We start from the raw sequence: 13,723 nt of genomic DNA on the forward strand, positions 1-13,723 counted from the left end.
CATGACCAGTCCCGCTCACATCGCCATGTTCTCCATCGCCGCCCACGGCCACGTGAACCCGAGCCTCGAGGTGATCCGCGAGCTCGTGGCGCGCGGCCACCGGGTCACGTACGCGATCCCGCCGCTGTTCGCCGAGAAGGTCGCCGAGACGGGCGCCGAACCCAAGCTGTGGAACAGCACGCTGCCGGGCCCCGACGACGACCCGGAGGACTGGGGCACCACACTGCTGGACAACGTGGAGCCGTTCCTCGCCGACGCCATCCAGGCACTCCCCCAGCTCATCGAGGCGTACGAGGGCGACACCCCCGACCTCGTCCTGCACGACATCACCTCCTACCCGGCGCGCGTGCTCGGCCACCGCTGGGGCGTGCCCGTCATCTCCCTCTCGCCGAACCTCGTCGCCTGGGACGGGTACGAGAAGGAGGTCGCCGAGCCGATGTGGGAGGAGCCGAAGAAGACCGAGCGGGGGCAGGCGTACTACGCCCGCTTCCACGCCTGGCTGGAGGAGAACGGGATCACCCGGCACCCGGACGACTTCGTGGGCCGCCCGGACCGCTCGATCGTCCTGATCCCCAAGGCGCTCCAGCCCCACGCCGACCGGGTCGACGAGAGCGTGTACTCCTTCGTCGGGGCCTGCCAGGGCGACCGCGGCGCAGAAGGCGACTGGCAGCGGCCCGCCGGTGCCGAGAAGGTCGTCCTCGTGTCGCTCGGGTCGTCCTTCACCAAGCAGCCGGCCTTCTACCGGGAGTGCGTCAAGGCGTTCGCGGATCTGCCCGGCTGGCACCTGGTGCTCCAGGTCGGCAAGCACGTCGATCCCGCCGAGCTGGGGGACGTACCGGAGAACGTCGAGGTGCGGTCCTGGGTGCCGCAGCTCGCGATCCTGAAGCAGGCCGACCTGTTCGTCACCCACGCGGGGGCCGGCGGCAGCCAGGAAGGGCTGGCCACGGCCACCCCGATGATCGCCGTACCGCAGGCCGTGGACCAGTTCGGCAACGCGGACATGCTCCAGGGGCTCGGGGTGGCCCGGCACGTTCCGGCCGACGAGGCGAAGGCCGAGGTGCTGAGGGCGGCGGCCCTCGCCCTGGTCGACGACCCGGAGGTCGCCCGGCGGCTGAAGGACGTCCAGGCCGAGATGGCGGAGGAGGGCGGCACGCGCCGGGCGGCCGACCTGATCGAGGCGGAGCTGCCCTAGCCGCGGACGGGGGTGGGTTTCACTCACCCGCGTTTGCGGGGTGCTGCTGCGCCCACCCGTGCCGCCCTGCGGCACGATTGCCCGCAGTTGTGAGAAGGGCCCGGCGGGAAACCGCCGGGCCCTTCTCGCCGCGCGCCTACCGGATCACACCGGCACCCGCTCGCCCTCGTCGTCCCGCGACGTCGGCGGCGCCACCGCCACCGCCTCCGGCGACTCGTCGTGGGTCAGGTCGGGCATCCGGTGCAGCCACTTCGGCAGGTACCAGTTGCGCTCGCCGAGCAGCGTCATCACCGCGGGCAGCAGCACGCCCCGGATGATCGTCGCGTCGATGAGCACCGCCGCCGCGAGGCCGACGCCCATCTGCTTCATGGACTGCATGGACAGCGTTCCGAAGATCCCGAACACGGCGACCATGATGATCGCGGCACTGGTGACCACGCCGGCCGTGGTGACCACGCCGTGCTGGACCGCGTCCCGCGTCGTACGGCCCCGCAGCCGGGCCTCGCGGATCCGGGAGACCACGAACACGTGGTAGTCCGTCGACAGGCCGAACAGGATCACGAAGAGGAACAGCGGCAGCCAGGTGATGATCGCGCCGACGCCCTCCGCGCCCACCAGGGACGCGCCCCAGCCGTGCTGGAAGACCGCCACGAGGATGCCGTACGCGGCGCCCACCGACAGCAGGTTCAGCACGATCGAGGTGATCGCGACCGTCAGCGAGCGGAACGACAGCAGCATCACCAGGAAGGCGAAGACCACCACGAAGGCGAAGACCGGGACCACGGAGCCGACCAGCTGGTCGTTGAAGTCCTTGTTCCCGGCGACCTGCCCGGTGATCGGCGCCTCGACGCCGTCGACCTCACCGAGTGTGGCGGGCCGCACCTCGTCGCGCAGCGTGTCCAGGCTCTCGGCCGCCTTGTCCTGGTCGGAGCCGCCCACCAGCGGGACGTAGACGAACGCGACGTTCTGCTGGTCGTGCAGCTTGATCTCGACCGGGCCGCGCGAGGCACCCGAACTGATCGCCTGCTCACGGAAGTCGGCGAGCGCGGCCTTCACCTCGGGCGCGTTGATGTCGTCCGCCTTGACGACCACCTCGGCCGGCTCGGAGCCGCCGGGGAAGGCGTCGTTGACCCGGTTGTACGTCTGCACGATCGGCAGCGAGTCGCCGAACTCCTGGTCCAGCGTGAGGTTCTGCGTCTTCATCCCGACCGCCGGAGCGGCCACCGCCAGCAGCGCACCGGTCGCCACCACGACCGACAGCACCGGCTTGGCGAGCACCCGCTTCAGTACGGCCGACCAGAACCGGCTGTCACCGCCGCCGCCGGTGCGCCGCCGGCGCAGGAACGGCACGCGGCCCTTCTCGACCCGCTCGCCCAGCAGCGAGAGCAGCGCGGGCAGGACGGTGACGGAGCCGACCATGGCGACCGCCACGACCATCAGCGAGGCCAGGCCCATCGCCTCGAACTCGGCGAGCCCGGTGAACAGCATGCCCGCCATGGCCACACACACCGTGACACCGGAGACGACGATCGCGCGGCCACTGGTCGCGGCGGCGATCCGCAGCGCGGTCTGCGCGTCCCGTCCGGCCGCCCGCTCCTCACGCTCGCGGCGCAGGTAGAACAGGCAGTAGTCGACCCCGACGGCCAGGCCGACCAGCAGCATCACCGAGTTCGCGGTCTCGCTCATCGGCTGCAGATGGCTGACCAGGCCCATCAGACCCATCGTCGCCATGATCGCGGTGATCGCCAGCGCCACCGGCAGCAGCGCCGCCACCAGCGCGCCGAACGCGATCAACAGGATGCCGAGGGCCACCGGCACCGCGGAGTACTCGGCCTTCTTGAAGTCGTCGCCGAACGCGTCGTCGAACGTCTTCATCATGCTGGCGCCGCCGATCTCCTCGATCCGCAGCGACTCGTGGTCCTTCTGGACGTCCTCCACGGCGTTCAGCACCGGCTCGATCCGCTCACCGGCGGTGTCCGAGTCGCCGCGCACGTCGAACTGGACCAGCGCGCTGCGCCCGTCCTTCGAGATGGTGTCGCTCTCGTACGGCGAGATGACGTCCGTGACCTCGCCGGTCTTCTCCACGGCCGTGACGACCGCGGTGACCGCCGACCGGAACTCGGCGTCCGTGGCCTTGAGGCCCTCGTCCTTCGCCTGGACGAGCACGGTCTCACCGGCCGGCTCCTCGATGCCGGCGTCCTCGACGATGCGGGCGGCGGTACTGGTCTCCCCCTTGAGCTGATCGCTGTCGCCGACGTCGACCCGGCCCGCGGCCGAACCGAGTCCCATCGCCAGCACGACGAACAGCACCCAGATGCCGACGGCCGCCCAGCGGTGCCGGGCGCTCCAGCCGCCGGCCCGTGCGGCGAGGCCCCGCACCCGTGATTGTCCGTTCCCCATGACGGGCTCGCTCCCTCGTGTTCGGCAGCGACCCCGTGCCGCCACCTGACCCTTTCGAAGGTATGGGCCGGATAAGCCCGTCTCGTCGTGCTGTCCGGTGAAGCTCGGGAACCCCGGGTCATCCCATCGGTGCCCGTCTCCTCCCCACTGGGGAGGACAGCGGCCCCCTACACGTACCCGGGCGTGCCGGGGCCGATGATCAGGGTTCCGGCACGTCGCCGCGGTCGCGGACACCCCCACCGGGCACGCCGTCCTAGGGTGTGCTCATGGCGACGAGATACGCGGCACTGCTGCGCGGGATCAACGTGGGCGGCAGCAGGAAAGTGCCGATGGCCGACCTGCGCGCCCTCGTGGAGGGCCTCGGTCACGACGGGGTGCGCACCCACCTGCAGAGCGGCCAGGTGGTGTTCACCGCCGCGCACGGCGACGAGGAGTCGCTGGCCGCGGAGCTGTCGGCGGCGATCGAGCGGCACTTCGGCTTCGGCGTGGACGTGATCGTGCGCGACCACGCCTATCTGAGGCGGATCGTCGAGGCCTGCCCGTACCCGGCCGGCGAGCTGGAGCCCAGGCAGCTCCACGTCACGTACTTCTCCGCGCCCGTCACCTCCGAGCGCTTCGCCGAGATCGACCCGGGGGCGTATCGGCCCGAGGAGTTCCGTCTGGGCGACCGCGCACTGTACCTGTACGCCCCGAACGGCCTGGGCCGCTCCACACTCGCCGAGCACCTGGCCAGGCCCCGCATCACCAAGGGCGTCGTCGCCACCAGCCGCAACTGGAACACCGTGGTGAAGCTCGTCGAGCTCACCGGGGACTGAGCTCAGGCGCCGACCGCGGCCAGCGTCGGCACCCGCGCCCCGTCGTACCGCTCCAGCAGCACCCGCGCCACCTCCGGCGCCGGGCCCAGCACGTCCGCGAGGACGTCCGCCCCGGCCGCACCCCGGGCGATCCGGTCCGGGAGGAAGCCGGGGGCCAGGACGTACGGCGCGACGGCGACGCGTGCGCAGCCGAGGGCGCGCAGTTCGCGGACCGCCTGCTCGGTGCGGGGGAGGGATGCGGAGGCGAACGCAGGCCGCACGGCGCACCAACCGGTGTGCCGCCACTCCCGCGCGATTGCTGCGATCACTGCGATCGCCTCCGGGTCGGAGGACCCCGCCGAGGCCAGGACGACCCCGGTCGAGGACTTGTCGGCGGGCGTCAGACCCGCCTCGTACAACCGGCGCTCCAGGGCCGCCAGCAGCAGCGGGGACGGGCCCAGCACCTCGGCCTGGCGGATCCGCAGCCGCGGCGGGGCCTGAGCCAGCACCGCCGGGATGTCCGCCTTGGCGTGGAAGGCACGGGTCAGCAGCAGCGGGAGGGCGACCACATCACGCACGCCCTCCGCGTCCAGGGACTCCAGCACCCCTTGGACGGAGGGGATGTTGAAGTCCAGGAACCCGGTCTCCACCCGCAGACCCGGCCGCAGCGACCGCACCCGCCGCACCAGTTCGTGCACGGTCGCGGCGTGCCGCGGATCGCGGCTGCCGTGGGCGACGACGAGAAGTACCGGACGGCGCATGGTGTCCCTCAGCCCTTCACCAGCAGACCGCGGCTGCGCAGCACCCACCGCTCCAGCGGACTGAAGATCAGCAGGTCGATGGCGATACCGACGGTCAGGATCAGCAGGATGGCCTCGAAGACCATGGCCATGTCGCTGGCGTTGCGGCCGTTCTCCAGGAGCTGGCCGAGGCCCACGCCGAGGTCCGGGAACGACGCGATGATCTCCGCGGCCATCAGCGAACGCCAGGAGAACGCCCAGCCCTGCTTCAGACCCGCCACATAGCCCGGCAGCGCGGCCGGCAGCACGATGTGCCAGGTGCCCTTCAGGCCCGTCGCGCCCAGCGTCCGGCCGGCCCGCAGGAACAGCGGGGGCACCTGGTCGACGCCGGAGACCAGGCCGTTGGCGATCGAGGGGACCGCGCCGAGCAGGATGACGGCGTACATCATCTGGTTGTTCAGCCCCAGCCAGATCACCGCCGGCGGCACCCACGCCACCGACGGCAGCGACTGCAGACCGGACAGGATCGGCCCGATCGCCGCGCGCACGAACTTCACCCGCGCCACCAGCAGCCCCAGCGGGGTGCCGATCAGCAGCGCGAAGAAGAAGCCGAGCAGACCGCGCGAGACACTGGTCCAGATGTAGCCGAGCAACTCGCCCTGGAGCCACGCCTCACGCAGCACGTCCCACACGGCGCCCGGCGAGGGCAGCTTGGTCGGATCGTCGACGATCTCGAACGAGACCAGGGCCTGCCACACCGCCAGCACCAGCGCGACGGCGATGACCGGCGGCAGGATCTTCTCCACGAAGGTCTGCCGCAGCGGCTTGCGTCCGGTCTGCACCGTCTCCAGTGCGTCGAGCCCCGCCTCCAGACCGGCGAGGTCGCCCCCGTCCTTGTCCTTCGCGGTCGTCTCAGTGCTGGCCATGACGGCGGATCTCCCCACGGAGTTCTTCGGTGATCTCGACGGACAATTCCGCCACGGCGGTGTCCTCGATACGGCGCGGATGCGGGATGTCCACCGTCCACTCGCGGGCGATCCGGCCCGGACGGGACGACAGCAGCACCACCCGCTGCGCGAGCCGCACGGCCTCGCGCACGTTGTGCGTGACGAACAGCACGGACAGCCGCGTCTCGCTCCAGATCCGGGTCAGCTCGTCGTGCAGCACGTCCCGCGTGATGGCGTCCAGCGCCGCGAACGGCTCGTCCATCAGCAGCAGCCGGCTGTCCTGGGCGATCGCCCGGGCCAGCGCCACGCGCTGCCGCATACCGCCGGACAGCTCGTGCACCCGCTTGCCGTGGGAGCCCTTCAGCCGGACGAGCTCGAGCAGCTCCTCGGCCCGTTCGCGGCGCTCGTTCTTCTGCACACCCCGCAGCTTCAGGGCGAGTTCGATGTTCTTGCCCGCGGTCAGCCACGGGAAGAGGGCGTGCTCCTGGAACATCAGGGCCGGCCGCCCGTCCGTGCTGATCGTGCCGGCCGTGGGGCGGTCGAGCCCCGCGACCAGGTTGAGCAGTGTGGACTTGCCGCAGCCCGAGGCACCCAGGAGGGTGACGAACTCACCGGGCGCGACATCGAGGGTGATGTCGTCCAGCACGAGCTGCTGTCCGGCGGGGCCCGCGAACGACTTCGAGACGTGCTCGATGCGGGCGGCGTGCGTGGCCGCCCCGATGCCGTCGGCGGCCTTGGCGAGGGTCGTGGCCATGGTCGTCACCTCCTGGGGACTCTTCGTGATCCGGGCTTACTTGGCGCCGAGTCCGGCGTCCTCGACGGCGGACCCGCCGGCGGCCTTCAGGACCTCGTTGAGCAGCGTGAGGTCGTAGATGCCGTCCAGGTCCGGCTCCTCCAGCAGACCCGCCTTGACGGCGTGCTCCGCCTGGGCGTCGAGCGTGGCGGCCAGCGGGTCGTCGGTGAACTCGATCGACTCCCACGCCGGGTCCAGCACCTCGGCGGGCAGCGCCTTGCCGGAGTCGGCCTCCAGCTGCTCGTTGGCGGCGGCCTTCGCCTCCTCCGGGTTGGCGTTGATCCACTTGTTGGTCTCGACGGACGCCCTCAGCACCGCCTCGACGGCCTTCGGGTGCTCCTCCAGGAACTCCTGGCGCACGATGATGTTCGTGATCACGAACTCCTCGTCCGGCCACAGCGTCGCCTCGTCCAGCAGCACCTTGCCGCCCTCGGCGACCAGCTTCGACGCGGTCGGCTCCGGCACCCAGGCGCCGTCGACCGACCCGGCCCTGAACGCGTCCGGGGTGACCTTGTTGTCGCTGCGGACGACCGTGACGTCGCCCTTGCCGCTCTGGGCGTCGACCTTCCAGCCCTGCTCGGCCACCCAGTTGAGGAACGCCACGTCCTGGGTGTTGCCGAGCTGCGGGGTCGCGATCCGCTTGCCCTCGACGTCCTTCAGGGACTTCACCTTGTCCGGGTCCACCACGAGCTTCACCCCGCCGGACGCCGAACCGCCGATGATCCGCAGGTTCTTGCCGCCGGACTTGGTGTAGCCGTTGACGGCGGGGGACGGGCCGATGAACCCGATGTCGAGGGAGCCGGAGTTGAGCGCCTCGATCTCCGACGGCCCCGCGTTGAAGACGGCGTACTTCGCCTCGGTGCCGCCGAGTTCCTTCTGGAACAGGCCCTTCTTGTTGCCCACCAGCGCGGTGCCGTGCGTGAGGTTGCCGAAGTAGCCGATCCTGACGGAGTCGAGACCGTCGATCTTCTTCGCCCCGGCGGCGACCTTCGCGGTGTCGTCGTCCTTGGCCTGGGAGCCGTAGCCGCAGGCTGCCAGGGTGAGCAGCGGGAGCACGGCCATGACCGCGAGGGCACGGCGCAGGGCGGAGGTGGCAGGCACGGGAGGTGTTCCTCTCGTAGGGCCCGGCGGTCACGGTCCTGGTCTCTCAGGCCATGGCCGGGAAGTCGGCGGGTTTTCGTCTGCGGCGGTGGGGGGTGAGGACGCGCGAGCGGTGCGCGTACGTCATCGCGCACATCGGGCCACCCCGCCCTGCCCGCTGCCGAGGGCCCCGCTGCCGACGCGGCCGCCCTCCTTCGCGAACCCGGAGTAGAAGTCGGTGGGGTTCATGCTCAGAAGTCCCACCCGTCGTCCTCGGCCTCGTCCTTGACGGGCTCCGGTGCGGCGAAGGACTCACCGACCATGCCGGCGGTGAGCGTGGTGCCGTCGCTGGGGTCGATGAGGATGAACGAACCGGTGCGCCGCGAGTCCGCGTAGGAGTCGGCGGGCAGCGGCTCGGCGGTACGGATCTTCACCCGGCCGATGTCGTTGGCGGTGAGCTGCCCGGGGTGCGGGTGCAGCGACAGGTCGTCCAGCGTCAGCCGGGACGGGATGTCCTTCACGATCGCCTTGACGGTGCGGGTGCCGTGCTTGAGCAGTACCCGGTGGCCGACGGTCAGCGGCTGGTCGGCGACGTGGCACACGGTGGCCTCGACGTCCTGCGTGGTGGCCGGCGCGTCCTTGCTGGGGACGATCAGGTCACCGCGGGAGATGTCGATGTCGTCGGCCAGCAGCAGCGTCACCGACTGCGGCGTCCAGGCGACGTCGACCGGCTCGCCCAGCAGGTCGATCCCCGTGACCGTCGTCGTCCGCCCGGACGGCAGCACGGTCACCGAGTCGCCCACCCGGAAGGTGCCCGCGGCGATCTGGCCCGCGTAGCCCCGGTAGTCGGGGTGCTCGGCGCTCTGCGGCCGGATCACGTACTGCACGGGCAGCCGGGCGTGGCAGTGCGCCAGGTCGTGGCTGACCGGCACGGTCTCCAGGTGCTCCAGCACCGTCGGGCCGCCGTACCAGTCCATGTGCGCGGACGGCTCCACCACGTTGTCGCCGACCAGCGCCGAGATCGGGATCGCGGTGACCTCGGGGACGCCCAGCTCGGTCGCGTACGCCGTGAACTCCTCGGCGATCGAGGCGAACACGGACTCCCGGTAGTCGACCAGGTCCATCTTGTTCACGGCGAGGACGACGTGCGGCACGCGCAGCAGGGCGGCGATGGCGGCGTGCCGGCGGGTCTGCTCGACGACACCGTTGCGGGCGTCGACCAGGATCACGGTCAGCTCGGCCGTGGAGGCGCCGGTGACCATGTTCCGCGTGTACTGCACATGGCCGGGGGTGTCGGCGAGGATGAACCGGCGCCGGGGCGTGGCGAAGTAGCGGTAGGCCACGTCGATGGTGATGCCCTGTTCCCGCTCGGCCCGCAGGCCGTCGGTGAGCAGCGCCAGGTCGGGCGTCTCCTGGCCGCGGCTGGCCGACGCCCGCTCCACGGCCTCCAGTTGGTCGGTGAGGACCGACTTGGAGTCGTGCAGCAGCCGGCCCACCAGCGTGGACTTGCCGTCGTCGACGGAACCGGCGGTGGCGAACCGCAGCAGCGTGGTGGCCGCGAGCTCCTCGGTCGTGATGGTGCTCATGGTTAGAAGTACCCCTCGCGCTTGCGGTCTTCCATCGCGGCCTCGGAGAGCTTGTCGTCGGCGCGGGTGGCACCGCGCTCGGTGAGCCGGGAGGCGGCGATCTCGGTGATCACCTTCTCGATGGTGTCGGCGTCGGAGTCCACCGCGCCGGTGCAGGACATGTCACCCACGGTCCGGTAGCGCACCAGCCGCTTCTCGACCCTCTCGCCGTCCTTCGGGCCGCCCCACTCACCGGCGGTCAGCCACATGCCGGAGCGCTGGAACACCTCGCGCTCGTGCGCGTAGTAGATCTCCGGCAGCTCGATGTTCTCGCGGGCGATGTACTGCCACACGTCCAGCTCGGTCCAGTTGGACAGCGGGAACACGCGGACGTGCTCACCGGGGGCGTGCCGGCCGTTGTACAGGTTCCACAGCTCGGGGCGCTGGCGGCGCGGGTCCCACTGGGAGAACTCGTCGCGCAGCGAGAACACCCGCTCCTTCGCGCGGGCCTTCTCCTCGTCGCGGCGCCCGCCGCCGAAGACGGCGTCGAACCTCTCGCTCTGGATCTTCTCGGTGAGCGGCACGGTCTGCAGCGGGTTGCGGGTGCCGTCCGGGCGCTCCTTGAGCACCCCGCGGTCGATGTAGTCCTGCACGGAGGCGACGTGCAGCCGCAGCCCGTGCTCGGCGACCGTGCGGTCGCGGTAGTCGAGGACCTCGGGGAAGTTGTGCCCGGTGTCGACGTGCAGCAGCGAGAACGGGACCGGCGCCGGGGTGAACGCCTTCAGCGCCAGGTGCAGCATGAGGATGGAGTCCTTGCCGCCGGAGAACAGGATCACCGGCTTCTCGAACTCGCCCGCCACCTCGCGGAAGATGTGCACCGCCTCGGACTCGAGGGCGTCGAGGTGGGAGAGGGCGTACGGGTTGTCCGTGCCCTCCTCGACGGTGGCGACGGTCGTCATGCCAGTCCCCTTTCGCTGAGCGCGGCGTACACCGACGCCGCGGACTCCTGCACGGTCTGGTTCTGGGACTCGATCCGCAGATCGGGTGTCTCGGGCTCCTCGTACGGGTCGTCCACACCGGTCAGCCCGGTGAGTTCACCCGCGGCCTGCTTGGCGTACAGGCCCTTCACGTCGCGTACGGAGCACACCTCGACCGGGGTCGCCACGTGCACCTCGACGTACGGCGTGCCGTTCGCCTCGTGCCGCTTGCGTACCGCGTCCCGGCTGTCCGCGTACGGCGCGATGACCGGGACGAGCGCGATGACGCCGTTGCGGGCGAGCAGCTCGGCGACGAAGCCGATGCGCTGCACGTTGGTGTGCCGGTCCTCGCGGGTGAAGCCGAGGCCCGCGGAGAGGAACTCGCGGATCTCGTCGCCGTCGAGCACCTCGACCCGGCGGCCCTGCTCGCGCAGCCGGCCCGCCAGCTCGTGGGCGATGGTGGTCTTGCCCGCACTCGGCAGACCCGTGAGCCAGACGGTGGCTCCGGTCGTCACGTGGTTCTCCCTGGATATCGATGGTCCGGTGGTCGTCGTCATGTCAGCCGTGCAGCCCGCACTCGGTCTTGGCGCGGCCCGCCCAGCGGCCGGCGCGTGCGTCCTCGCCCTCCAGCACCCGGCGGGTGCAGGGCGCGCAGCCCACGGAGGCATAGCCGTCCATCAGCAGCGGATTCGTGAGGACGCCGTGCTCGTCGACGTACGCTTGCACGTCTTCCTGTGACCACTTCGCGATGGGGGAGATCTTCACCTTCCGCCGCTTCTCGTCCCAGCCGACGACCGGGGTGTTCGCCCGGGTCGGGGACTCGTCGCGGCGCAGGCCGGTCGCCCAGGCCACATAGCCCCGCAGGCCCTCCTCCAGCGGCTTGACCTTGCGCAGGGCGCAGCACAGGTCGGGGTCGCGGTCGTGCAGCTTCGGGCCGTACTCCGCGTCCTGCTCGGCGACCGTCTGCCGCGGGGTCAGCGTGATGACGTTCACGTCCATCACGGCCTCCACCGCGTCGCGGGTGCCGATGGTCTCCGGGAAGTGGTAGCCGGTGTCGAGGAACACCACGTCGACGCCGGGCAGCGCGCGGGAGGCGAGGTGGGCGACCACCGCGTCCTCCATCGAGGAGGTCACGCAGAACCGCTTGCCGAAGGTCTCGGCGGCCCACCGGAGGATCTCCAGCGCGGAGGCGTCCTCCAGGTCCCGGCCGGCCTGCTCGGCCAGCGCCTTCAACTCCTCGGTGGTGCGCTCTTCCTGAACAGCCGTCATGTCCGGTCCCCTCCCGTGTCGGATCGCTCAAGTCCCCGGGCCAGCAGCCCGAGGAACTTCAGCTGAAAGGCTCGGTTGCACGCGCCGCATTCCCAGGCGCCGTGGCCCTCTTCGGCCGGGCGCAGGTCCTCGTCCCCGCAGTAGGGGCAGTAGAACGGCGCGGCACGCTCGCTCACGACAGGGCCTCCTCCGACGCGCGGCCGACCCAGGTCGCGAACCGCTCGCCGTCCTCGCGCTCCGCCTGGAAGCGCTTGAGGACCCGCTCGATGTAGTCGGGCAGCTCGTCCGCGGTGACCTTCAGACCGCGCACCTTGCGGCCGAAGCCGGCCTCCAGGCCGAGCGCGCCGCCGAGGTGCACCTGGTAGCCCTCGACCTGCCGCCCCTGCTCGTCGAGCATCAGCTGGCCCTTGAGACCGATGTCCGCCACCTGGATGCGGGCGCAGGCGTTCGGGCAGCCGTTGAGGTTGATGGTGATCGGCTCGTCGAAGTCCGGGATGCGGCGCTCGAGTTCGTCGATCAGCGAGGCGCCGCGCGCCTTGGTCTCGACGATGGCGAGCTTGCAGAACTCGATGCCGGTGCAGGCCATGGTGCCGCGCCGGAACGGGGAGGGCCTGGCGCTGAGGTCCAGCGCCTCCAGGGACTCGACGAGGGAGTCGACCCGGTCCTCCTCGACGTCGAGGACGATCATCTTCTGTTCGACGGTGGTACGGACCCGGCCGGAGCCGTGTGCCTCCGCGAGGTCGGCGATCTTCGTGAGGGTGGTGCCGTCGACGCGGCCGACCCGGGGGGCGAAACCGACGTAGAAGCGGCCGTCCTTCTGGCGGTGCACACCGATGTGGTCGCGCCACTGCTGCACCGGCTGCTCGGGCGCGGGACCGTCGATCAGCTTGCGCCCGCCCAGGTACTCGTCCTCCAGCACCTGGCGGAACTTCTCCGGACCCCAGTCGGCGACCAGGAACTTCAGGCGGGCGCGGTTGCGCAGCCGGCGGTAGCCGTAGTCGCGGAAGATCGACAGGACGCCCTCGTAGACGTCGGGGACGTCCTCCAGCGGCACCCAGGTGCCCAGCCGCACACCCAGCTTGGGGTTGGTGGACAGTCCGCCGCCGACCCACAGGTCGAAGCCCGGCCCGTGCTCGGGGTGGCGGACGCCGACGAACGCGACGTCGTTGATCTCGTGCACCACGTCGAGGACGGGCGAGCCGGAGATGGCCGTCTTGAACTTCCGGGGCAGGTTCGAATACGCCTTGTTGCCCAGGACGCGGCGCTTCATCTCCTCCAGCGCCGGGGTGCCGTCGATGATCTCGTCCTCGGCGATGCCGGCGACGGGGGAGGCGATCATCACGCGCGGGGTGTCGCCGCAGGCGGTGACCGTGGACAGGCCGACGGCCTCCAGCCGGTCCCAGATCTCGGGGACGTCCTCGACCCGGATCCAGTGGTACTGGACGTTCTGCCGGTCGGTGATGTCGGCGGTGCCGCGCGCGAACTCCTGCGAGATCTCGCCGATGACCCGCAGCTGCTGGGTGGTCAGTGCCCCGCCGTCGATGCGCACCCGCATCATGAAGTACTCGTCGTCCAGCTCCTCCGGCTCCAGGATCGCGGTCTTGCCGCCGTCGATCCCGGGCCTGCGCTGGGTGTACAGACCCCACCAGCGCATCCGGCCACGCAGGTCGCTGGGGTCGATCGAGTCGAAACCGCGCTTGGAGTAGATCGTCTCAATGCGTGTCCGCACATTGAGACCGTCGTCGTCCTTCTTCACCTGCTCGTTGCCGTTGAGCGGGGTCAGGTGCCCCACGGCCCACTGTCCCTCTCCGCGGTGACGGCTCACCTTGCGGCGGGGAGTCGCGGCGGCAGGATTCTGCGCGGGGGCAGGCTTCTGCGGGGTGGCGGCCATGGTTGATACGTCCTTCGGGACAGGCGGGAATGCGGCTCTGACCTGCGCACGCGTGCGCACGGGTACGAGTGCGCG

General features: G+C 70.8%; 13 protein-coding genes. 2 read left to right on the forward strand and 11 right to left on the reverse strand.

All coding sequences use genetic code 11. The features are described 5' to 3' along the window. Nucleotide 1: 1 nt before the first annotated feature. A complete protein-coding gene (locus KUM38_RS31905; RefSeq protein ID WP_217134604.1) occupies nucleotides 2–1,192 on the forward strand; it encodes a glycosyltransferase in 1,191 nt (396 codons plus the stop codon). Nucleotides 1,193–1,336: 144 nt separating this feature from the next. Here KUM38_RS31905 and KUM38_RS31910 read toward each other — a convergent pair whose 3' ends face one another. Beyond that, nucleotides 1,337–3,592, reverse strand: a complete 2,256-nt coding sequence (locus tag KUM38_RS31910) for an MMPL family transporter (protein WP_217134606.1) — start codon at nucleotides 3,590–3,592, stop codon at nucleotides 1,337–1,339. 266 nt (nucleotides 3,593–3,858) lie between these two features. Here KUM38_RS31910 and KUM38_RS31915 point away from each other — a divergent pair, with 266 nt between their 5' ends. Continuing rightward, entirely contained in the window at nucleotides 3,859–4,407 is a 549-nt protein-coding gene (locus KUM38_RS31915) for a DUF1697 domain-containing protein (RefSeq protein WP_217134608.1), read from the forward strand. A 2-nt stretch (nucleotides 4,408–4,409) separates the two neighbouring features. On the opposite strand, the gene KUM38_RS31920 is transcribed toward KUM38_RS31915, so the two are convergent. The 10 genes from KUM38_RS31920 to KUM38_RS31970 all read right to left on the reverse strand — a co-directional run bounded on the left by KUM38_RS31920 (nucleotide 4,410) and on the right by KUM38_RS31970 (nucleotide 13,648). Next, nucleotides 4,410–5,147 carry a sirohydrochlorin chelatase gene (locus KUM38_RS31920; protein ID WP_217134610.1) on the reverse strand — a complete coding sequence of 246 codons (738 nt, stop codon included), beginning with the start codon at nucleotides 5,145–5,147 and terminating at the stop codon, nucleotides 4,410–4,412. An 8-nt stretch (nucleotides 5,148–5,155) separates the two neighbouring features. Continuing rightward, nucleotides 5,156–6,052, reverse strand: a complete 897-nt coding sequence (locus KUM38_RS31925) for an ABC transporter permease (protein WP_217134612.1) — start codon at nucleotides 6,050–6,052, stop codon at nucleotides 5,156–5,158. Next, a complete protein-coding gene (locus KUM38_RS31930; protein WP_217134614.1) occupies nucleotides 6,039–6,827 on the reverse strand; it encodes an ABC transporter ATP-binding protein in 789 nt (262 codons plus the stop codon). The genes KUM38_RS31925 and KUM38_RS31930 overlap by 14 nt, the downstream gene beginning before the upstream one ends. A 36-nt stretch (nucleotides 6,828–6,863) precedes the next feature. Further along, a complete protein-coding gene (locus tag KUM38_RS31935) occupies nucleotides 6,864–7,967 on the reverse strand; it encodes an aliphatic sulfonate ABC transporter substrate-binding protein (RefSeq protein ID WP_217134616.1) in 1,104 nt (367 codons plus the stop codon). A 230-nt stretch (nucleotides 7,968–8,197) separates the two neighbouring features. Beyond that, nucleotides 8,198–9,532 carry a sulfate adenylyltransferase subunit 1 gene (locus KUM38_RS31945; RefSeq protein ID WP_217134621.1) on the reverse strand — a complete coding sequence of 445 codons (1,335 nt, stop codon included), beginning with the start codon at nucleotides 9,530–9,532 and terminating at the stop codon, nucleotides 8,198–8,200. A 2-nt stretch (nucleotides 9,533–9,534) separates the two neighbouring features. After that, a complete protein-coding gene (gene cysD / locus KUM38_RS31950) occupies nucleotides 9,535–10,470 on the reverse strand; it encodes a sulfate adenylyltransferase subunit CysD (RefSeq protein WP_217134623.1) in 936 nt (311 codons plus the stop codon). Then, on the reverse strand, nucleotides 10,467–11,003 hold the full coding sequence (gene cysC, locus KUM38_RS31955) for an adenylyl-sulfate kinase (RefSeq protein WP_217134625.1): 537 nt from the start codon (nucleotides 11,001–11,003) through the stop codon (nucleotides 10,467–10,469). Before cysC ends, cysD begins: the two co-directional genes overlap by 4 nt. A gap of 43 nt (nucleotides 11,004–11,046) precedes the next feature. Further along, the gene (locus KUM38_RS31960; protein ID WP_217134626.1) at nucleotides 11,047–11,757 is read right to left on the reverse strand and encodes a phosphoadenylyl-sulfate reductase; all 711 of its coding nucleotides are present in this window, start codon (nucleotides 11,755–11,757) and stop codon (nucleotides 11,047–11,049) included. Then, complete coding sequence (locus tag KUM38_RS31965; RefSeq protein WP_217134628.1) at nucleotides 11,754–11,933, reverse strand: hypothetical protein; 180 nt, start codon at nucleotides 11,931–11,933, stop codon at nucleotides 11,754–11,756. The genes KUM38_RS31960 and KUM38_RS31965 overlap by 4 nt, the downstream gene beginning before the upstream one ends. Continuing rightward, nucleotides 11,930–13,648, reverse strand: a complete 1,719-nt coding sequence (locus tag KUM38_RS31970; protein WP_217134629.1) for a nitrite/sulfite reductase — start codon at nucleotides 13,646–13,648, stop codon at nucleotides 11,930–11,932. The genes KUM38_RS31965 and KUM38_RS31970 overlap by 4 nt, the downstream gene beginning before the upstream one ends. Between the last annotated feature and the right edge of the window lie 75 nt (nucleotides 13,649–13,723).

The sequence above is a fragment of the Streptomyces sp. AC558_RSS880 genome (assembly GCF_019049255.1).
In the GTDB taxonomy this organism is placed as follows: Bacteria; Actinomycetota; Actinomycetes; order Streptomycetales; family Streptomycetaceae; genus Streptomyces.